This window comes from Citrobacter sp. 21OH12SH02A-Citro (assembly GCF_027919895.1).
Taxonomy (GTDB): Bacteria; Pseudomonadota; Gammaproteobacteria; order Enterobacterales; family Enterobacteriaceae; genus Citrobacter; species Citrobacter braakii.
Genome location: NZ_CP114801.1, coordinates 2,210,229 through 2,231,812, shown reverse-complemented (window position 1 = coordinate 2,231,812; position 21,584 = coordinate 2,210,229). Strand labels below are relative to the sequence as shown.

At 52.7% G+C, this 21,584-nt stretch carries 19 protein-coding genes and 1 other annotated feature; of the genes, 9 read left to right on the top strand and 10 right to left on the bottom strand.

Translation table 11 applies throughout. The features are described from left to right. Positions 1-43: 43 nt before the first annotated feature. The 5 genes from acnA to topA all read right to left on the bottom strand — a co-directional run bounded on the left by acnA (position 44) and on the right by topA (position 7,396). On the bottom strand, positions 44-2,719 hold the full coding sequence (acnA, locus tag O6D90_RS10830; protein WP_016153248.1) for an aconitate hydratase AcnA: 2,676 nt from the start codon (positions 2,717-2,719) through the stop codon (positions 44-46). A gap of 267 nt (positions 2,720-2,986) precedes the next feature. Beyond that, positions 2,987-3,157, bottom strand: a complete 171-nt coding sequence (locus tag O6D90_RS10825; RefSeq protein ID WP_016156649.1) for a hypothetical protein — start codon at positions 3,155-3,157, stop codon at positions 2,987-2,989. A gap of 3 nt (positions 3,158-3,160) precedes the next feature. Next, a complete protein-coding gene (locus tag O6D90_RS10820) occupies positions 3,161-3,301 on the bottom strand; it encodes a YmiA family putative membrane protein (protein WP_213083732.1) in 141 nt (46 codons plus the stop codon). A gap of 314 nt (positions 3,302-3,615) precedes the next feature. After that, the gene (gene cysB / locus O6D90_RS10815) at positions 3,616-4,590 is read right to left on the bottom strand and encodes an HTH-type transcriptional regulator CysB (RefSeq protein WP_016153251.1); all 975 of its coding nucleotides are present in this window, start codon (positions 4,588-4,590) and stop codon (positions 3,616-3,618) included. 208 nt (positions 4,591-4,798) lie between these two features. After that, a complete protein-coding gene (gene topA, locus O6D90_RS10810; RefSeq protein ID WP_016153252.1) occupies positions 4,799-7,396 on the bottom strand; it encodes a type I DNA topoisomerase in 2,598 nt (865 codons plus the stop codon). 397 nt (positions 7,397-7,793) lie between these two features. On the opposite strand from topA, the gene O6D90_RS10805 reads away from it, so the two are divergent. Then, positions 7,794-8,045 (top strand): YciN family protein, encoded by a 252-nt coding sequence (locus O6D90_RS10805; RefSeq protein WP_003020616.1) that lies wholly within the window; start codon positions 7,794-7,796, stop codon positions 8,043-8,045. 53 nt (positions 8,046-8,098) lie between these two features. Here O6D90_RS10805 and sohB read toward each other — a convergent pair whose 3' ends face one another. Continuing rightward, on the bottom strand, positions 8,099-9,145 hold the full coding sequence (gene sohB, locus O6D90_RS10800) for a protease SohB (protein WP_016153253.1): 1,047 nt from the start codon (positions 9,143-9,145) through the stop codon (positions 8,099-8,101). A gap of 210 nt (positions 9,146-9,355) precedes the next feature. Here sohB and O6D90_RS10795 point away from each other — a divergent pair, with 210 nt between their 5' ends. After that, positions 9,356-10,117 carry a YciK family oxidoreductase gene (locus O6D90_RS10795; protein ID WP_016156651.1) on the top strand — a complete coding sequence of 254 codons (762 nt, stop codon included), beginning with the start codon at positions 9,356-9,358 and terminating at the stop codon, positions 10,115-10,117. After that, positions 10,114-10,704, top strand: coding sequence for a cob(I)yrinic acid a,c-diamide adenosyltransferase (cobO, locus tag O6D90_RS10790; protein ID WP_016156652.1), 591 nt, complete (start codon positions 10,114-10,116; stop codon positions 10,702-10,704). The genes O6D90_RS10795 and cobO overlap by 4 nt, the downstream gene beginning before the upstream one ends. 83 nt (positions 10,705-10,787) lie before the next feature. Here cobO and rluB read toward each other — a convergent pair whose 3' ends face one another. The 3 genes from rluB to rnm form a co-directional block, all read right to left on the bottom strand. Further along, positions 10,788-11,663, bottom strand: a complete 876-nt coding sequence (rluB, locus tag O6D90_RS10785; protein WP_006684306.1) for a 23S rRNA pseudouridine(2605) synthase RluB — start codon at positions 11,661-11,663, stop codon at positions 10,788-10,790. A gap of 100 nt (positions 11,664-11,763) precedes the next feature. After that, positions 11,764-12,384 (bottom strand): L-threonylcarbamoyladenylate synthase, encoded by a 621-nt coding sequence (locus O6D90_RS10780; RefSeq protein ID WP_016153256.1) that lies wholly within the window; start codon positions 12,382-12,384, stop codon positions 11,764-11,766. Then, positions 12,381-13,259 (bottom strand): RNase RNM, encoded by an 879-nt coding sequence (gene rnm, locus O6D90_RS10775; protein WP_016156653.1) that lies wholly within the window; start codon positions 13,257-13,259, stop codon positions 12,381-12,383. The genes O6D90_RS10780 and rnm overlap by 4 nt, the downstream gene beginning before the upstream one ends. A gap of 117 nt (positions 13,260-13,376) precedes the next feature. Here rnm and trpL point away from each other — a divergent pair, with 117 nt between their 5' ends. From trpL to trpA, 6 genes are all read left to right on the top strand, one after another. Next, positions 13,377-13,439, top strand: a complete 63-nt coding sequence (trpL, locus tag O6D90_RS26355) for a trp operon leader peptide (RefSeq protein WP_071600350.1) — start codon at positions 13,377-13,379, stop codon at positions 13,437-13,439. After that, positions 13,416-13,510: a sequence feature (Trp leader region), on the top strand. It overlaps the preceding gene by 24 nt. A 23-nt stretch (positions 13,511-13,533) precedes the next feature. Beyond that, the gene (locus tag O6D90_RS10770) at positions 13,534-15,096 is read left to right on the top strand and encodes an anthranilate synthase component 1 (protein WP_016156654.1); all 1,563 of its coding nucleotides are present in this window, start codon (positions 13,534-13,536) and stop codon (positions 15,094-15,096) included. Further along, the gene (trpD, locus tag O6D90_RS10765; RefSeq protein WP_016156655.1) at positions 15,096-16,691 is read left to right on the top strand and encodes a bifunctional anthranilate synthase glutamate amidotransferase component TrpG/anthranilate phosphoribosyltransferase TrpD; all 1,596 of its coding nucleotides are present in this window, start codon (positions 15,096-15,098) and stop codon (positions 16,689-16,691) included. Before O6D90_RS10770 ends, trpD begins: the two co-directional genes overlap by 1 nt. Before the next feature lie 3 nt (positions 16,692-16,694). Then, on the top strand, positions 16,695-18,053 hold the full coding sequence (gene trpCF / locus O6D90_RS10760) for a bifunctional indole-3-glycerol-phosphate synthase TrpC/phosphoribosylanthranilate isomerase TrpF (RefSeq protein WP_016156656.1): 1,359 nt from the start codon (positions 16,695-16,697) through the stop codon (positions 18,051-18,053). A gap of 10 nt (positions 18,054-18,063) precedes the next feature. Continuing rightward, positions 18,064-19,257 (top strand): tryptophan synthase subunit beta, encoded by a 1,194-nt coding sequence (trpB, locus tag O6D90_RS10755; protein WP_003020645.1) that lies wholly within the window; start codon positions 18,064-18,066, stop codon positions 19,255-19,257. Beyond that, positions 19,257-20,063, top strand: a complete 807-nt coding sequence (trpA, locus tag O6D90_RS10750; protein ID WP_016156657.1) for a tryptophan synthase subunit alpha — start codon at positions 19,257-19,259, stop codon at positions 20,061-20,063. The genes trpB and trpA overlap by 1 nt, the downstream gene beginning before the upstream one ends. Before the next feature lie 32 nt (positions 20,064-20,095). Here the strand turns inward: trpA and O6D90_RS10745 are convergent, their stop codons facing one another. Beyond that, entirely contained in the window at positions 20,096-21,568 is a 1,473-nt protein-coding gene (locus O6D90_RS10745; RefSeq protein WP_016156658.1) for a GGDEF domain-containing protein, read from the bottom strand. Positions 21,569-21,584: the final 16 nt, after the last annotated feature.

The window sequence follows — 21,584 nt, the reverse complement described above, 5'->3', positions numbered from 1 at the left end:
CACCGCCTATCAAAAAGCCTGCTCTCGCAGGCTTTTTTGCATTTTAATTCAACATATTACGAATCACGTAGTGCAGAATGCCGTCGTTTTGGTAATACGTTAGCTCCGTCGCGGTATCAATGCGACAGCGACATAGAATCACCTCTTTACGCCCATCTGCGCGTACCATACTCACCGGAACTGTCGCCCCCGGTTTAATGTTTTGTAGGTCCGTAATATCGATCGCCTCCTCACCGGTTAATCCCAGCGTTTTACGCGTGACGCCCTGCGGGAATTCCAGCGGTAAAATGCCCATGCCAATCAGGTTAGAACGGTGAATTCGCTCAAAAGACTCTGCGATAACCACGCGAACTCCCAGCAAACGTGGGCCTTTCGCCGCCCAGTCACGGCTGGAGCCGGATCCATATTCTTTCCCGGCAATCACCGCCAGAGGCACGTTCTCCTGCTGGTATTGCATGGCCGCATCATAAATAGCCACCACTTCGGTTCCCGGCAAATGACGCGTCATGCCACCTTCCACGCCAGGTACCATCTCATTGCGAATACGAATATTGGCAAAGGTACCACGCATCATCACTTCATGATTCCCGCGTCGTGAACCGTAGGAGTTAAAATCTTTACGCTCAACGCCATGGCTTTGCAGATAACGCCCCGCTGGGCTGTCTGGCTTAATACTGCCGGCAGGAGAAATATGGTCGGTGGTAACAGAATCTCCGAGCATCGCCAGAATACGCGCACCGTGAATGTCCTGAACCGGATCCGGCGTAGCCTGCATACCATCGAAGAACGGTGACAAACGGATATAGGTCGAGTCAGACTGCCAGCCATAGGTATCAGCGCGATCAACCTGGATTGCTTTCCATTCTGGCGTGCCTTCAAAGACTTCAGCATACTCTTTATGGAACATGGCGGTAGAGACCTGCTCAACGGCGCGGGCAATTTCCTTGGCTGTCGGCCAAATATCTTTCAGATAAACAGGATCGCCTTTTCTGTCATGGCCTAACGGATCTTTCGTCAGGTTGATATTCATATTCCCCGCCAGCGCGTAGGCTACCACCAGCGGCGGAGACGCCAGCCAGTTGGTCTTCACGAGCGGATGGATACGACCTTCAAAGTTACGGTTTCCAGAAAGCACTGCCCCAACTGTAAGATCGCCTTTTTTGATGGCTGTTTCGATAGGATCGGGTAAGGGTCCAGAGTTGCCAATACAGGTGGTACAGCCATAACCCACAAGATTAAATCCCAGCTCATCAAGGTACGGAGTGAACCCAGCCTTTGCCAGATAATCGGAAACCACCTTCGATCCTGGCGCCAACGAGGCTTTCACCCATGGCTGACGTTTCAAACCAAGCGTGACGGCTTTTTTCGCCAGCAGCCCCGCCGCCATCAATACGCTTGGGTTTGAGGTGTTGGTACAAGAGGTGATAGCGGCTATCACCACCGCGCCGTCCGGCAGCTTATACTGCTGACCGCTCATGGTATAGTCCACTGGCTGACGGTCTTTCAGCGAGCTATTCACCTCGAGTTCATTACTCGCCGAAAAGGCTTTCGGCACATCAGCCAGCGCCACCCGATCCTGCGGACGCTTCGGTCCAGCAAGGCTTGCCTCTACGCTGCCCATATCCAGCTCCAACGAACTGGTAAACACAGGTTCATCCCCTGGGTTACGCCACATTCCCTGCGCTTTGGCATAGGCATTGACCAACTCAACCTGTTCCTCACTGCGCCCGCTCAGACGCATATACTCAAGGGTAATGTCATCGATCGGGAAGAAACCGCAGGTTGCGCCGTATTCCGGTGCCATGTTCGCAATGGTTGCTCGATCGGCCAGAGGTAAGGTGTCCAGCCCATCACCGTAGAATTCAACGAATTTACCGACTACACCGTGCTTACGCAGCATCTGGGTGACGGTCAGAACCAGGTCGGTGGCAGTGATGCCTTCCCGCAGTTTACCCACCAGTTTAAAGCCCACAACATCCGGGATCAGCATTGAGACCGGTTGACCCAGCATTGCTGCTTCAGCTTCAATGCCTCCAACGCCCCAGCCCAGCACACCGAGACCATTAATCATCGTGGTATGGGAATCGGTACCGACCAGTGTATCGGGATAAGCCACCCACTCACCGTCCTGTAACTCGCTCCAGACAGCTTTGCCAAGATATTCAAGGTTAACCTGGTGGCAAATCCCCGTACCCGGCGGTACAACGCTGAAGCGACTAAATGCCTGCTGTCCCCATTTCAGGAACACATAACGTTCATGGTTACGTTCCATTTCCAGGCGCACGTTTTCTTCGAAAGCATCATCATCACCGAAACGATCCACCGTTACAGAGTGATCAATGACAAGATCCACTGGCGAAAGCGGATTCACTTTTGCCGTATCCCCACCCAGACGTTTCACCGCTTCGCGCATGGCGGCGAGATCGACCACCGCCGGCACGCCGGTAAAATCCTGCATCAGAACACGAGCAGGTCGATAGGCAATTTCTCGATCGGCATGAGCGGTCTTCAGCCAATGCGCAAGCGCATGAATATCATCTTCGGTAACGGAATTACCGTCCTGCCAGCGAAGCAGGTTTTCCAGCAAAACTTTTAGCGATTTCGGTAAACGGGTGATATCACCCAGTGATTTAGCGGCCAGCGGCAGACTGTAGTAACGGTAGGTTTTATCTTTAACCTGCAATGTGTCCTTACTGGCTTCTCGTAGGGTCGACGACATAGCTCCTCCTTAATGACAGGGTTGGATCCCCTGATTTTCCTCAGGGTTAGTATTAAAGATAACACAAACAAAATGTAACGCTTTGATAACAACTCAAATTGATAAAAGTGGAGGGCTACAAAAGGGGCAACTGAAGTATCTGGCGAGGAGAAAGGTTTAAGCGGTCAAGGTTAATACGGTGATAAGCATGGCTCATCACGATTGCCCGGAATAAAATATTTGCAGTACAAGACAACGGACTAATAATAATTATAAAATTCGTATCAATTATTGTTTCTGTTCATCATCATCCGCAAACAGATCGATAAACGCCCGTTGTTCAGGAGAGAGTTTCCAGGTCGCTGGAATATTCGGCTTATTCTCTGCGCTGCGTTGACCCTCTTGTTCATGGTCATCCGGAGATGGCATCACGGTGGAGCGTTGTTCCAGTGTGGACATGACCTACCCCCACACATTCCAGGCCACGAGCGCGACAATAACCCAGAACACGGCAGAGCCAAGAAACACAGCGAACCAGGCTTTACGTTTCATGACGGGATCCCGGCGTGCTGGCTGGTTTCCTGAAGGCATCGCTAACCTCATACTATCGAAATCACTTATCATTTAAGCACCAAACAATCGGTACAATTAATCATCAGATAGGAGGAATCCTAATAAAAAAGGTCAAAAAAAGCCAGTTAATTTTCATACTCGACCTGATAAATAAATTAATTATTTGATCGGTTATAAATATTTGAGAGGGATTTTTGGCGACCTTACTAATTTGAAACTACTTTAGCAAGTGTTTACCATAAACAATATATGGTTAATATATAGAGGAAAAATATTGAATAGATTCAGACTCTGCCGTCGGTATCGCTTTATGTTTGAGGATACCGACGAGGTAACAGCCGTTATTATTTCTCAGGCAATTTAATATCTTTAAACATGGCTTCAATATCGTCGTTGGAACGTAGCGCCACCGCAGTATCCACCACATCACGCGTCAGATGCGGCGCGAAACGTTGAATAAAATCATACATGTAACTGCGTAAAAAAGTGCTGCGACGAAAACCAATCTTGGTGGTGCTATGGCTGAAGATATCATGGGCATCAACGCGCACCAGGTCAGGGTCGGAGACAGGATCAACCGCCATACTGGCAATTACCCCCACGCCGAGTCCCAGGCGTACATAGGTCTTAATGACATCGGCATCGGTCGCGGTAAAAACTATACGCGGCTCCAGACCCGCACGGTTGAACGCGGTGTCCAGTTCCGAACGTCCGGTAAATCCAAACGTGTAGGTCACCAGCGGGTACTGCGCCAGTTCTTCAATGGATACGGCGGATTTGCCCGCCAACGGATGGTCCGGCGTAACGACAATCGAACGGTTCCAGTGGTAGCAAGGCAGCATCACCAGATCGTCATACAGGTGCAGGGCTTCCGTCGCGATAGCAAAATCTGCATTCCCTTTCGAGACGGCTTCGGCGATTTGCGTCGGCGACCCCTGGTGCATATGCAATGAGACGCGTGGATAACGCTCAATAAAGCCTTTAATAACGTTCGGCAAAGCGTAACGCGCCTGAGTGTGCGTGGTGGCGATATACAGTGAGCCTTTGTCCGGCCAGGTATGTTCGCCAGCAACGGACTTAATGGCGTCCACCTTCGACAAAACTTCTCGCGCGATTCGAATGACTTCCTGCCCCGCTGGCGTAACCTGGGTCAGGTGCTTACCGCTACGGGCAAAAATCTGGATGCCAAGTTCATCTTCCAGCATACGAACTTGCTTACTGATACCTGGCTGCGAGGTATAAAGCCCTTCCGCCGTTGAGGAGACATTAAGGTTGTGGTTCACCACCTCAACAATGTAGCGAAGCTGCTGTAATTTCATGTTAAGCCATCCCGATTTGCGCCATCAAATCATCGTTTCAGAGCAGGCTCGTTGGCGCTGCTAATACGATTTAATAATAAAAAGTGTGTTAACTATAACCACTATATCATTTCTATGTGAGCTGTATAGGGATGGCAAAAAATAATACGCCAGAAACAAAAAGGGCCGCTTACGCGACCCTTTGAGGAGAAACTCAGCCGGAATGCTGTTATTTCTTCCCTTCTACCCATTTACCGTCAACGAAGAACGCGGACCAGCCGGTCGCCTTACCGTCTTTCTCCGCAGCAACGTATTGCTGCTTGGTTTTACGGCTGAAACGAACCATCGACTTGTTGCCGTCCGGGTCAGTCTGCGGCGCATCTGCCAGATAGCGCAGTTTTTCCGGCAGACGATCGCGGAAGCGGTACAACTCTTCAACCAGCGGCGCACGTGTCTCACGTGATTTCGGGAACGTATTTGCCGCCAGGAAGATACCTGCAGCACCATCACGTAACACGAAATACGCATCAGATTTTTCACACGGCAGTTCCGGCAACGGAACCGGATCCTCTTTCGGTGGAGCAACTTCACCGTTACGCAGGATCTTACGGGTATTTTTGCACTCGTCGTTGGTACACGCCATGTACTTGCCGAAACGTCCCATTTTCAGGTGCATTTCAGAGCCACATTTCTCGCACTCAACGATAGGACCGTCATAACCCTTGATGCGGAATTCGCCTTCTTCGATCTCATAGCCGTCGCAGGTAGGGTTATTACCACATACATGCAGCTTGCGCTTAGGATCGATAAGGTAGCTGTCCATCGCCGTGCCGCACTTCTGGCAGCGACGTTTGGCGCGCAAAGCGTTGGTTTCCGCATCGTCGCCTTCCAGCACGTTCAGCACTTCGTTTTCCGGCACCAGGTTAATGGTGGTTTTGCAACGCTCTTTCGGGGAAAGCGCATAGCCAGAACAACCCAGGAAAACGCCGGTGCTGGCGGTACGAATACCCATCTTGCGACCGCAGGTTGGGCAATCAATGCTGGTCAGCACCATCTGGTTCGGACGCATACCGCCCTCTTCAGGATCTTTCTCGGCTTTATCCAGTTGCTGAGTAAAATCAGTGAAGAAGTTGTCGAGTACGCCCTTCCATTCGGCTTCGTGATTTGCCACCTGGTCGAGGCTGTCTTCCATCTGCGCGGTAAAGTCGTAGTTCATCAGTTCGCGGAAGTTTTCTTCCAGACGATCGGTGACGATTTCACCCATTTTTTCAGCGTAGAAGCGACGGTTCTCAACGCGAACATAACCGCGATCCTGAATCGTAGAAATGATCGACGCATACGTGGATGGGCGACCAATCCCACGTTTTTCAAGCTCTTTAACCAGCGAAGCTTCACTGAAGCGCGCAGGCGGTTTGGTAAAGTGTTGCGCAGGTGTCAGTTCGATGAGCGTCAACGTATCGCCTTTATCCACCGCAGGTAAAATGCGGTCTTCATCGCCCTTACGCAGCGCAGGCATCACTTTCGTCCAGCCATCGAAGCGCAGAATACGACCACGCGCCTTCAGACGGAAATCACCCGCACCCACCGTCAGCGTGGTGGAATCATATTTAGCAGGCGTCATCTGACAGGCAACAAACTGGCGCCAGATCAGCTGATACAGTTTTTGCGCATCGGCTTCCATATCTTTCAGCGATTCCGCCTGAACGGCGACATCGGAAGGACGGATAGCTTCGTGCGCTTCCTGCGAGTTCTCTTTGCTGGCGTACTGGTTCGCGCTCTCCGGCAGATACTTTTTGCCGAAATTATCGCTGATGTAATCGCGAACCATGTTCACCGCATCCTGACTCAGGTTGGTTGAGTCAGTACGCATATAAGTGATGTAGCCCGCTTCATACAAGCGCTGCGCCATCATCATGGTTTTCTTCACGCCGAAGCCCAGACGCGTGCTGGCGGCCTGCTGTAGGGTGGAGGTGATGAACGGCGCACCCGGCTTGCTGCTGGTCGGCTTATCTTCACGTTCCAGAACGCTGTAGCGCGCTTTTTCCAACAGGCTAACGGCGGCAAGCGTTTGTTCCCGGTTGACCGGACGGAACGGTTTATCATTCTGATGCGTCACCTCAAGCGGTAACGCGTCACCGCCTGGCGTCGTCGTGTTAGCATCAATTTCCCAGAACTCTTCTGGAACGAATGCTTTGATTTCGCGTTCACGCTCAACCACCAGACGCACGGCAACCGACTGTACGCGGCCTGCTGACAGGCCTCGCGCAATTTTTTTCCACAGCAGCGGCGACACCATATAGCCCACAACACGGTCCATAAAGCGGCGCGCCTGTTGCGCATTGACGCGGTCGATGTTCAGTTCGCCCGGTTTTTCAAACGCCTGACGAATAGCGTTTTTGGTAATTTCGTTAAACACCACGCGACTGTAGCGGGTGTCGTCGCCGCCGATCACTTCCCGCAGGTGCCACGCAATGGCTTCCCCTTCGCGGTCAAGGTCGGTTGCGAGATAGATGTGGTCGGCTTTTTCAGCCAGTTGCTTCAGTTCAGAAACAACTTTTTCTTTACCGGGCAGCACTTCATAGCGCGCATCCCAGTTGTGCCACGGGTCAACACCCATACGATTGACGAGAGCGCCACGTTCATCCTTTTTGGGCTTTTTAGCCGTTTTGGTGGAGGTTGAGTCGGCGCTCTTTTTAGTTGCTGAGCCACTGGTCGGCAAATCACGGATATGACCGACGCTGGATTTCACCACGTAGTCATTACCCAGATACTTGTTGATCGTTTTGGCTTTTGCCGGGGACTCAACGATGACAAGAGCTTTACCCATATTCACCTTTACCTAATTTGATTCTTCCAGAATGCGTCGCACGTTGATTCACCTTCCACTGGCGACGAGACATCGATATGGTCTCTGCGTCGGCGGATATCAACCCTTAAACTGATTCGCGCTTGTAATGTAACTCTCATGTAACTGAGTTAACAGGCTTTTTCGCTCACAAACGCTATAGCACGACGGAGTATTGGTCGAATGTCAAGCAAATCTGTTGCCAGATTGACGAAAGCGTCACACTGTACCTGATAAAATGCGTTACGCAACTTTATTAGCATGCAAAAACAAATCTCGCCACTTGCAACACTGTCGTAAGACCTTCATTTAAGTCAGGGAATATTTGCCCATAAGCCGGGCTCGGCGTAGACTAATGTCCTTGTTTAAGGAGTAAATAATGCATAAAGACACTCAACCCATCGATCGCGAAACACTGCTGATTGAAGCCAACAAAATCATTCGTGAGCATGAGGACACGCTGGCGGGGATTGTCGCCACCGGCGTAACGCAGCGAAATGGCGTGCTGGTTTTCAGCGGAGATTACTTTTTAGACGAGCAAGGGCTACCGACGCCCAAAAGTACGGCGGTGTTTAATATGTTTAAACATCTGGCGCACGTACTTTCTGAAAAGTATCACTTGATCGATTAACACGAGAAATGATTTGCCGGATGACGGCTGCGCCTCATCCGGCAATTACAATTTTACATCAGCGGTTTTTGCCCCCGCTGCCACCAGCGCATCAGTAAACGATCGGCGCTCTCGGCGGCACTGCCGGTAAAACGGTCCATCAGTTTTTTACGCTGCAGATAACGTACGTTTAATACGTCACGACCGTCCATCAGTCCGAGGATCACCTCATCACTGGTATTGATCTCATCCACCAGCCCGTTGGCCAGCGCCTGTTGACCAAACCAGTGTTCACCCGTGGCAACCTGCTCAATGTCCAGAGCCGGACGCATGCGCTGTACAAAATCTTTAAACAGATGATGGGTTTCGTTCAGGTCTTCGCGGAATTTCTGCCGCCCTTCTTCCGTGTTTTCACCAAGTAAGGTCAGCGTACGCTTGTACTGTCCGGCGGTGTGCAGTTCGATATCAATATCTTTCCCTTTCAGGAAGCGGTGAAAGTTCGGGATCTGTGCCACAACGCCAATAGAGCCGACAATAGCAAACGGCGCCGAGACAATTTTATCCGCCACGCAAGCCATCATATATCCGCCGCTCGCAGCGACTTTATCTACCGTAACGGTCAGCGGGATCTGCTTATCGCGCAGACGTTGTAACTGGGACGCGGCCAGGCCATAGCCGTGTACTACGCCGCCCGGACTTTCCAGACGAACTACGACCTGATCCTGGGGTTTAACGACCGCCAGGACTGCCGTCACCTCTTCGCGTAATGCGCTGACCTCATGGGCATCCATACTGCCTTTAAAATCAAGTACCCATACCCGTGGTTTATCAGATGACGTACTGTCTCCCAGTTTCGCTTTTGCCTTAGCGGCCTTCGCCTCAAGCTTGTGTTTCTTTTTCTGCGCCTTATGCCAGAATTTTTGCTGATGCCCATCCAATAAGGCCAGCGACAGGTCTTCTTTCATCTCTTTATATTGATCGCTGAGATTAATAACCCGCAATTCCCCACGCTGACGTTTGCGTTGTGTCGCGTTTACGATCAGCATAACTACCACCGCAATAGCCACCACGACAGTGACAATTTTTGCCAAAAACAACCCATATTCAGACAACAATTCCACGTGACCCACCTTGGTTAAACAACGCTACTTTCGCTCAGTGTACAACAGCCTTGTTAACCCGTCTTGCTTCATCCATTCAGTAAAAAGCATGACAACGCGTTCATTTTGCGGTGTTATTGCCTTTGGCTGATTGAAAAAGAACAGGGTTTAAGGCATAAAGCCCAAAAGTTATCGCGAACGAGATGGCCAGGACGTCGCCGAGGAGTAGCCGTGCATTATCAACCGAAACAAGATCTTCTACAGGACCGCATTATTCTGGTCACCGGTGCCAGCGATGGTATCGGGCGTGAAGCCGCACAGACCTACGCGCGTTACGGCGCGACCGTTATTCTGTTAGGGCGTAACGAAGAAAAGTTGCGTCAGGTTGCCCGCTCCATCGCCGAAGAAAAAGGTACGCAACCACACTGGTTCACGCTGGATCTGCTCACCTGTACGTCTGACGAATGCCACCAGCTCGCACAGCGCATTGCCGCGCATTTCCCGCGTCTGGATGGCGTACTGCATAATGCCGGATTGCTCGGTGACATTTGCCCGATGAGCGAGCAAAACCCGCAGGTATGGCAGGACGTGATGCAGGTAAACGTGAACGCCACCTTTATGCTGACTCAGGCATTGCTGCCGTTGTTGCTCAAATCCGATGCCGGATCGCTGGTCTTTACCTCCTCCAGCGTCGGTCGCCAGGGGCGCGCCAACTGGGGGGCATACGCCACCTCCAAATTTGCTACCGAAGGAATGATGCAGGTTCTGGCTGATGAATATCAGAACCGCCACCTGCGCGTAAACTGTATCAATCCTGGTGGAACGCGTACCGGCATGCGAGCCAGCGCGTTCCCGACGGAAGATCCGCAAAAATTGAAAACCCCCGCCGATATTATGCCGCTCTACCTGTGGCTGATGGGCGATGACAGCCGCCGTAAAACCGGTATGACTTTCGATGCCCAGCCGGGCCGTAAACCAGGAATCGCCCAATGAGTGAAGAACGCTATCAGCAGCGCCAGCAGCGCGTAAAAGACCGGGTTGACGCCCGTGTTGCCGCCGCCATAGACGAGCGCGGGATTATTATTGTGTTCACCGGAAATGGTAAGGGTAAAACCACCGCCGCGTTCGGTACCGCCACGCGCGCAGTAGGCCACGGTAAAAAAGTCGGCGTAGTGCAATTTATTAAGGGGACGTGGCCAAACGGTGAACGAAACTTACTCGAACCCCACGGCGTTGAGTTTCAGGTCATGGCGACAGGATTTACCTGGGAAACGCAGAACCGCGAGTCCGACACCGCAGCCTGCATGGCAGTGTGGGAACACGGCAAGCGGATGCTGGCCGACGCTGAGCTGGATATGGTGATACTGGACGAGCTGACCTATATGGTTGCATACGACTATCTGCCACTCGACGAGGTCATCAATGCCCTAAACGCGCGCCCTGCCCATCAAACGGTCATTATCACCGGTCGTGGATGTCATCGCGATATTCTGGAGTTAGCGGATACGGTCAGCGAACTGCGGCCGGTTAAGCACGCCTTTGAAGCGGGCGTGAAAGCCCAGATGGGGATCGATTACTGATAGTAGGCCGGATAAGGCGCTTACGCCGCATCCGGCTCCACGCTAACGCCTGATGGCGCGTTGCTTATCAGGCCTACTCATGATTAACCGTTGTTGCTGCGACCGCCCGGACGACGGCTGCCGCCAACCTGCGAGTGGCGCTTCACCGCACGGCGGATCTGGTTTGCCTTCATACGGCGACGATCTTTCTCGACGGCAACTTTAGAGGTGGTTTCCGGCTTCAGTTCCACCAGTTCACGCAAATAGTTGGTCTGCGCGAGGTCAAGTTCCGTCCAGCCGCCACGCGGCAGGCCCTTCGGCAGTGGGATATCACCGTAACGTACACGGATAAGACGACTTACCTGCACGCCCACGGCTTCCCACAGGCGACGGACTTCACGGTTACGCCCTTCGGTCAACGTGACGTTATACCACTGGTTGATCCCTTCACCGCCGCTGAACTTGATCGTTTTAAATGCGGCCGGACCATCTTCCAGCTGCACGCCACGACTCAGATCGCGCAGTTTCGCGTCATCAACCTGACCAAACACACGCACCGCATATTCACGTTCAACTTCGCGGCTTGGGTGCATCAGACGGTTCGCCAGTTCGCCATCGGTGGTAAACAGCAGTAAACCACAGGTATTCACGTCCAGACGTCCCACGGCAATCCAGCGCGCATCGCGCAGTTTTGGCAGACGATCAAACACGGTCGGACGACCTTCCGGGTCGTTACGGGTACACAGTTCACCTTCTGGCTTGTAATAAGCCAGAACACGGCAGATTTGCTCCGCAGATTCTTTCACCGAAATCAGATGACCGTCGATACGGATTTTCAGACCCGGCGTAACTTCAACGCGATCGCCGAGCGTGGCAATTTTGCCATCAACGCTCACGCGACCCGCGGCAATTATGGATTCAATTTCACGGCGAGAACCGTGGCCAGCGCGCGCCAGCACTTTTTGTAACTTTTCGCTCATAGAGCTTCCTTTAGATGTCGCCTTCACAGGCGTCGAACAGGAGAATCAACGGCGCCAGTCAGCGCCATTTTAAGGCCGCGTAGTATAGCGGTTCGCGCCCTTATAAGAAAGGTTTAACGTCGCCGACGCCTTCGCGCAATACCACCGGGGAATCATCGGTTAAATCAATGACCGTGGTTGGCTGCTGGCCGAGATATCCACCGTGGATAATCAAATCCACCACTTTCTCCAGACGATCTTTGATTTCTTCCGGATCTGACTCGGTAAATTCGCTGCCCGGCAGCATCAGTGATGTAGAGAGCATAGGCTCGCCCAGCGCTTCCAGCAGCGCCAGCGCAATCGGATTCGAGGGTACACGCAAGCCGATGGTCTTACGTTTTTCCTGCAACAGTCGACGTGGTACTTCTTTCGTCCCCTTCAGGATGAACGTGTAGTTGCCCGGCGTGTTGTTTTTAATTAAACGGAAGGCCACGTTGTCGACAAACGAATAGGTCGACAGTTCGGACAGGTCACGACACATCAGCGTAAAGTTGTGCCCGTCCGGCAGGTGACGGATGCGACAAATGCGCTCCATTGCGCCTTTATCTTCAATTTTGCAACCCAACGCATAGCCGGAATCAGTTGGATAGACGATCACCCCTCCTTTACGCACGATTTCAACGGCCTGATTGATCAGTCGCTGCTGTGGGTTTTCGGGATGAATATAAAAAAACTGGCTCATACTTTCCTCTCTGTGGTCTCGGGCTGTTCCCAAAGTTGCCAGACGCCTTCTACGCCTGCGGGCAACCAGAGTTTACGACCCAGCTCAATCCATGGGCAGGGTAGATGAAAATCAGACCCTTGCGATGCCCACAGTTGATGCTGACGCGCAAGCGTCGCCAGATGGGTGCGTTCATTGGGAGACTGCTGGCACTGTGCCACTTCCATCGCGTCGCCGTGATGTTCAGCAAAATGCGCAACCAGTCTTTTCAGCCACTTAGCGCTAAGATCGTACCGCCCAGGATGAGCCAGAACTGCCTTACCGCCAGAATGATGAATGACATCAATAGCTTGTTCTATTGTACACCACTGTGGCGGAACGTAACCGGTTTTCCCACGAGCAAGATATTTTTTAAAGACATCCGCCATGGTTGTGGCTTTTCCGCACTCCACCAGGAAACGCGCGAAATGCCCCCGAGTGATCGCCCCGCCATCAGCCAGGCGTAATGCCCCTTCCCACGCGCCGGGAATATGCGCTTTGTCGAGTCGTTCAGCAATCAGGCGCGCGCGCTGCTGACGACGTTCCGTTTGCTGCGCCAGAAATTCGCATATCATTGGATGGGCGATATCAATGTTCAGACCCACGATATGGATCTCATGGTTTTCCCAGACTGTTGATATCTCGACGCCAGGGATCAAATTTAACGCTAAACCCGCACGTGAAATTTCTTCTCTTGCCGCCGCAATACCCGCCGTGGTGTCATGATCGGTGATCGCCAGTGTACCGACTCGCATCTCTACCGCACGGTGTACTAAGGCTTCTGGCGTTAATCGCCCATCGGAGGCTGTAGTATGACTGTGCAGGTCATAAATCACTGCGTAATTCGTGTCGCTCAATGCGGCTCCCGTTTCACTAAATGTCTTAACCCGCCCATCATAGCGGTTTAGACAAATATACTGAAATCAGGTGTTGACTTTATTCCATTGAACTAGTTAACTAGTACGCAAGTTCACATGAAGAAGGTATCTGAGATGAAAGCAACATTGGTTCTGCACGGTTGGTGGCGCACTTCCTGATTTCGGGCAGTGTCTTACGTCTGCAATATGCAACCAGATACCCGGCCCGCCAAATGAGCGGGCTTTTTTTTGAACAAAATTAATGAGAATAACGATGCAAACACAAAAACCGACACTCGAGCTGCTTGCCTGCGATGCCGCCTACCGTGAAAATCCGACGGCGCTGTTTCATCAGGTGTGTGGCGCACGTCCGGCAACGCTGCTGCTGGAATCTGCCGATATCGACAGCAAAGACGATCTGAAGAGCCTGCTGCTGGTCGACAGCGCATTACGCATTACCGCCATCGGTGACACTGTCACCATTCAGGCATTATCCGCTAACGGCGCATCGCTGCTGCCGCTGCTGGATGCTGCCCTGCCCGCGGGTGTTGAGAACAAACAACAGCCGAATGGTCGCCATCTGCGATTCCCTGCTGTTAGCCCGCTGCTGGATGAAGACGCCCGCTTATGTTCCCTGTCCGTATTTGATGCCTTCCGTTTATTGCAGGAGCTGGTGAATGTTCCTGCGCAAGAACGTGAAGCGATGTTCTTCGGCGGTCTGTTTTCCTACGACCTGGTTGCCGGTTTTGAAGATTTACCTCAGCTTGAAGCGGGCAACCGTTGCCCTGACTACTGCTTCTATCTGGCAGAAACGCTCATGGTCATCGACCATCAGAAGAAAAGCACCCGCATTCAGGCCAGCATATTTACCCCCAGCGATGCAGAAAAACAGCGTCTTAATGCCCGTCTGGCGCAACTGAGCCAGCAGCTTACCGAACCTGCGCCGCCGCTGCCCGTCACTGAAGTTCCGCACATGCGCTGCGAATGCAATCAGAGCGATGAAGAGTTTGCCGCCGTGGTTCGTGGTATGCAAAAAGCCATTCGCGCTGGCGAAATTTTCCAGGTGGTTCCATCCCGTCGTTTCTCGCTGCCCTGCCCGTCACCGCTGGCGGCCTACTATGTGCTGAAGAAAAGTAACCCCAGCCCGTACATGTTTTTTATGCAGGACAACGATTTCACACTGTTCGGCGCCTCTCCGGAAAGCTCGCTGAAATACGATGCCACCAGCCGGCAGATTGAAATCTACCCGATTGCCGGGACCCGCCCACGCGGTCGTCGTGCGGACGGGTCACTGGACCGCGATCTCGACAGCCGTATTGAGCTGGAGATGCGTACCGATCATAAAGAGCTTTCCGAGCACCTGATGCTGGTAGACCTTGCGCGTAACGACCTGGCACGCATCTGTACGCCCGGCAGCCGCTACGTTGCTGACCTCACCAAAGTGGATCGTTATTCCTTCGTTATGCACCTGGTTTCCCGCGTAGTCGGCGAGCTGCGTAGCGATCTGGATGTGCTGCATGCTTACCGCGCCTGTATGAACATGGGTACGCTAAGCGGAGCACCGAAAGTTCGCGCCATGCAGCTTATCGCCGAGGCCGAAGGCCGTCGTCGCGGCAGCTATGGCGGTGCAGTAGGTTACTTCACGGCCCATGGCGATCTGGATACCTGTATTGTGATTCGTTCCGCCCTCGTGGAAGACGGTATTGCCACCGTACAGGCTGGCGCCGGAATTGTTCTGGATTCCGTTGGGCAGTCAGAAGCCGATGAAACCCGTAATAAAGCGCGTGCGGTTCTGCGTGCTATCGCCACCGCACACCACGCACAGGAGACCTTCTAATGGCTGACATTCTGCTGCTCGATAATATCGACTCTTTTACCTATAACCTGGCAGATCAGCTGCGTACTAACGGTCATAACGTGGTGATTTACCGCAACCATATTCCGGCCCAGACATTAATAGACCGCTTAGCGACCATGAAAAATCCGGTGCTGATGCTCTCCCCAGGTCCAGGTGCGCCAAGCGAAGCGGGCTGCATGCCGGAGCTGTTAACCCGCCTGCGCGGCAAGCTGCCGATCATCGGCATTTGTCTGGGGCATCAGGCCATTGTCGAGGCCTATGGTGGATACGTGGGACAGGCGGGGGAAATCCTGCACGGCAAAGCGTCCAGCATTGAACACGACGGTCAGGCAATGTTCGCCGGTCTGGCAAATCCGCTGCCGGTGGCGCGCTATCACTCGCTGGTTGGCAGCAACGTTCCGGCCGGATTGACCATCAACGCCCACTTTAACGGCATGGTGATGGCGGTACGTCACGATACCGATCGCGTATGTGGCTTCCAGTTCCATCCAGAATCCATTCTGACCACCCAGGGCGCACGTCTGCTGGAGCAAACGCTGGCCTGGGTGCAACAGAAACTCGAACAGACCAATACCCTGCAACCTATTCTGGAGAAACTGTATCAGGCCCAGACGCTGTCTCAGCAGGAAAGCCACCAGCTGTTCTCCGCCGTGGTACGCGGTGAACTGAAGCCGGAACAACTGGCTGCGGCGCTGGTGAGCATGAAAATTCGTGGCGAGCACCCGAATGAAATTGCCGGTGCGGCAACCGCGCTGCTGGAAAACGCCGCCCCGTTCCCGCGACCTGATTATCTGTTTGCCGATATTGTCGGTACCGGCGGTGATGGCAGCAACAGTATCAATATTTCCACCGCCAGCGCCTTTGTGGCGGCCGCTTGCGGGCTGAAAGTCGCCAAACACGGCAACCGCAGCGTCTCCAGCAAGTCGGGTTCTTCGGATCTGTTAGCGGCTTTTGGCATCAATCTGGATATGAACGCCGATAAATCCCGTCAGGCACTTGACGACCTCGGTGTGTGTTTCTTGTTTGCGCCGAAATACCACACCGGTTTTCGCCATGCTATGCCGGTACGCCAACAGTTGAAAACCCGTACGCTGTTTAACGTCCTCGGCCCGTTGATTAACCCGGCACATCCGCCGCTGGCGCTGATCGGCGTTTACAGTCCGGAACTGGTGCTGCCGATTGCCGAAACGCTGCGCGTGTTGGGGTATCAGCGGGCAGCCGTGGTGCACAGCGGAGGCATGGATGAAGTTTCCCTGCATGCACCGACCATTGTGGCAGAGTTGCATGATGGCGAAATCAAGAGCTATCAACTGACGGCGGAAGACTTTGGCCTGACACCTTACCACCAGGAACAGCTGGCTGGCGGCACGCCGGAAGAAAACCGTGACATTCTTAGTCGCTTGTTACAAGGTAAAGGTGAAGCCGCTCATGAAGCTGCTGTTGCCGCGAATGTCGCCATGTTAATGCGCCTGCACGGTGAAGAAGATTTAAAAGCCAATGCGCAAACCGTGATTAATGTACTGCGCAGCGGTACGGCCTATGACCGTGTCACTGCACTGGCAGCAAGAGGGTAAATGATGCAAACCGTTTTAGCGAAAATTGTCGCAGACAAGGCGATTTGGGTAGAAGCCCGCAAACAGCAACAACCGCTGGCCAGCTTTCAGAATGATGTTCAACCCAGCTCTCGTGATTTCTACGATGCGCTGCAAGGTGCACGCACCACCTTTATTCTGGAGTGCAAAAAAGCGTCTCCGTCAAAAGGCGTGATCCGTGATGACTTCGACCCGGCACAGATTGCGGGCGTATATAAACAATATGCTTCCGCGATTTCCGTACTGACCGATGAGAAATATTTCCAGGGGAGCTTTGATTTCCTGCCCATCGTCAGCCGCATCGCACCGCAACCGATTCTGTGTAAGGACTTTATTATCGATCCTTACCAGATTTACCTGGCGCGCTTCTATCAGGCGGACGCCTGTCTGCTGATGCTGTCGGTGCTTGATGATGAGCAATATCGTCAACTCGCCGCCGTCGCCCACAGTTTGAAAATGGGCGTACTGACCGAAGTCAGTAACGATGAAGAGCTGGAGCGAGCTATCGCACTGGGCGCCAAAGTCGTCGGTATCAACAACCGTGATTTACGCGACCTGTCGATCGATCTGAATCGCACCCGCCAACTTGCGCCGCGACTGGGTCATGGCGTAACCGTCATCAGCGAGTCCGGTATCAATACCTATGGTCAAGTGCGAGAACTCAGCCACTTCGCCAACGGTTTTCTGATTGGCTCTGCGTTGATGTCGCATGATGATCTGCATGCTGCCGTGCGTCGCGTTCTGCTCGGCGAAAATAAAGTCTGCGGTTTAACCCGGCCTCAGGATGCAAACGCGGCATACGAAGCGGGTGCCATATACGGCGGGTTGATTTTTGTGTCCACATCGCCACGCGCGGTCAGCGTTGAACACGCGCGCGAGGTCATGACCGGCGCACCGCTGCAATATGTCGGGGTGTTTCGCAACGCAGAGATCACCGACGTGCGCGAAACAGCGGCGGCTCTGGGGCTAACAGCCGTGCAATTGCATGGTAGCGAAGACCAGGCCTATGTTGACGCCCTGCGCGACGCGCTACCCGAACAGGTGCAAATCTGGAAGGCGTTAAGCGTCAGCGAAACGTTGCCAGCTCGTGATTATCAGCACGTCGATAAATACGTATTCGACAATGGTCAGGGCGGCAGCGGTCAACGCTTCGACTGGTCACTTTTAGGCGGACAATCGCTGGATAACGTTTTACTGGCTGGCGGACTCGGCGCTGATAACTGCGTTGACGCGGCAAAAACCGGCTGTGCCGGTCTCGATTTCAATTCTGGCGTAGAGTCACAGCCGGGCATCAAGGATGCACGTCTTTTGGCTTCGGTCTTTCAGACGCTGCGCGCATATTAAGGAAAAGGACATGACAACATTACTCAATCCGTATTTTGGTGAATTTGGCGGTATGTATGTGCCACAGATTCTGATGCCTGCCCTGCGTCAGCTGGAAGAAGCTTTTGTCAGCGCGCAAAAGGATCCTGAATTTCAGGCGCAGTTTACAGACCTGCTGAAAAACTATGCTGGTCGTCCAACTGCACTGACCAAATGCCAGAATATTACTCAAGGCACCAACACTACGCTGTATCTCAAACGTGAAGATTTGCTGCACGGCGGCGCGCACAAAACCAACCAGGTGCTGGGCCAGGCATTGCTGGCGAAACGTATGGGGAAAACGGAGATCATCGCCGAAACCGGCGCGGGCCAGCACGGTGTTGCATCAGCTCTCGCCAGCGCACTGCTGGGGCTGAAATGCCGTATTTATATGGGTGCAAAAGACGTTGAACGCCAGTCGCCAAACGTTTTCCGTATGCGTCTGATGGGGGCTGAAGTTATCCCGGTTCACAGCGGTTCTGCAACGCTGAAAGATGCCTGTAACGAAGCGCTGCGCGACTGGTCTGGCAGCTACGATACCGCGCACTATATGCTCGGTACGGCGGCAGGTCCACATCCCTTCCCGACCATTGTTCGTGAATTTCAGCGCATGATCGGCGAGGAAACTAAAGCGCAGATCCTTGAAAAAGAAGGTCGCCTGCCGGACGCGGTTATCGCCTGCGTGGGCGGCGGTTCTAACGCCATCGGTATGTTCGCGGACTTTATTAATGAAACCAGCGTCGGTCTGATTGGCGTCGAGCCTGGCGGCCATGGGATTGAATCAGGGGAACATGGCGCACCGTTGAAGCATGGTCGTGTCGGGATTTACTTCGGCATGAAGTCCCCGATGATGCAGACCGAAGAAGGACAGATTGAAGAGTCTTACTCTATTTCCGCGGGGCTGGATTTCCCGTCTGTCGGGCCGCAGCATGCGTATCTGAACAGCATTGGTCGCGCCGATTATGTTTCGATCACCGACGACGAAGCGCTCGAGGCCTTCAAAACGCTGTGTCTGCACGAGGGGATTATTCCGGCGCTGGAGTCCTCCCATGCCCTGGCACACGCATTGAAAATGATGCGTGAAAACCCGGAAAAAGAGCAGTTACTGGTGGTTAATCTCTCCGGTCGCGGCGACAAAGACATTTTCACCGTACACGATATTCTGAAAGCGCGAGGGGAAATCTGATGGAACGTTACGAAAACCTGTTTGCACAGCTGAAGGACCGCAAAGAAGGTGCTTTTGTCCCCTTCGTAACTCTGGGCGATCCGTCTGTTGAGCAGTCACTGAAAATCATTGATACGCTGATTGAAGCCGGTGCCGATGCCCTTGAGCTCGGTATTCCGTTCTCCGATCCGCTGGCTGACGGTCCAACCATTCAGGAAGCTACCCTGCGTGCATTTGCCGCCGGCGTCACGCCGTCGCAATGCTTTGAAATGCTGGCGTTGATTCGCCAGAAGCACCCTACGATTCCCATTGGCTTGCTGATGTATGCCAACCTGGTGTTTAGCAAGGGCATTGACGAGTTTTACGCCCAGTGTGAAAAAGTGGGCGTGGATTCCGTGTTAGTGGCCGATGTTCCCGTTGAGGAGTCCGCGCCATTCAGAGCTGCGGCGCTCCGCCACAACATTGCGCCAATTTTTATCTGCCCACCGAACGCTGATGAAGAACTGCTGCGCCAGATAGCCTCTCATGGCCGCGGCTATACCTATTTGCTTTCGCGTGCGGGCGTGACCGGTGCAGAAAATCGAGCGGCATTACCGCTGCATCACCTGGTCGAAAAGTTGAAAGCATATGATGCTCCGCCTTCTTTACAGGGATTTGGTATCTCTGCGCCTGAACAGGTAACCGGCGCGATTGACGCTGGCGCTGCTGGCGCTATTTCCGGCTCGGCAATTGTGAAAATCATTGAGAAAAATGTTGCGGCACCGGAACAGATGCTGGCTGAGCTGAAAGCTTTTGTCAGCGCGATGAAAGCCGCCACCCGGCAGTAAGCTAAATCAACCGCCAGAGACTTCTGGCGGTTTTACGCTTCTTTCGTGTGCTTCATTTTATACATGGCGCTATCTGCATTCTGAATAGCCACATCCAGTTCACCGTTCACCTCTGCAATCCCCCACGATACTGACAATGGCACGGTATGACCATCCACTACAAACACATGGCTGGTCACCTGCCCGCTGATACGTTGAGCGATTGCGATGGCATCAGTTGCCTGCGAGCGAAACAGCAGGATCATAAATTCATCCCCGCCGGTACGAATCACAATATCGTGACTTGTGCGGGTGTTTGATAACATCCTGTTGGCGATAATTTGCAGCGCACGATCGCCTGCCGCGTGACCCCAGGTATCATTGACGGCCTTGAACTTATTGCAGTCCAGTAGCACCACCGAACAGTGTGATAAATCTCGGCGCTTGATGATGTCGAGTATTCGGCGATTAAAGCAACCGGTCAGGGTGTCTATATAAACCTTCAGGTCGCTTTCGTTCAGCCATGATTTTAGCGAGAAACTAATTATGATGAAAAAGAACGGTGCCAGCAGGATCACGATCCCGGCATGGGGATCGCGTGTCATAAAACGGCCTAATGAAAGCGAATAGTGCAGCGCATATTTCTCCGAAAAATTGCGCACTAAAAAACGGGATTGACCTGTACATTTACCGGATAAACAGAGACTTTCATTGTTGGTCAAATTTACCAATTCCACATTCAGCTCTGGTGGGAGCTGGTAGTCAAATGCTTGAGCCAACGCTTCCTGCAATTCGGGCTTTGAATGGTCATAAACCAGATAGGCCACGATTTGGTCTGATATCTCTTTGCCAGACAGATCGTAGATATAGCTCACCACGCTGTAAGCTTTTTCACCGGTAATTTTATCGGTATAGAAGTTCGTTGAACTAAGGGCTTTGTTTTTGACGTTTTTTTGCAACAGTCGGGTATAGAAATCGACCGGCGGATAGAAAAAGTTGGTGAGATCCCGCGCCATTTCAGAATTTGAGAAACTGAAGTTGCGCGAATCGGAAGCCATAAACCAGTAAAAATAATCAGAATTTTTGGCGATAATATAACGATGTTCATCGAAGCTGCCCGGATTTAGCTCGTTAACCATACCGCGAATAAACTCCGCCGCCGTATACATACACAGCGCGTTGTGGCTGGCTTGCTGGGCAATAATTGTCCCTGTTACCGAATGCAGACGCTTTGGGTCGGCGTTAATTCCCCATTCAATCTCATTGCGGGGAACAAATTGTGAAATATCGCCACATTGCTCACCCGATTTAATATGGTGATAGCGCTCACCAATCGCATCGGCGATCAGCTCATTATCGTTAAAAATGTCCATCATGCGCGCTTGCATGCGGTTAACACCGTCACTGACTGCAGCCATCCGCTGCTCATAAATTATAAACAGAAACAACGACGTAAATATCAACGTAATGAGCCCTGATACCAGCAGTGCCTGCCTGTTTCTGAGCTTGTCCTGCACAATCTTCACGAGTTCACCCTGATAG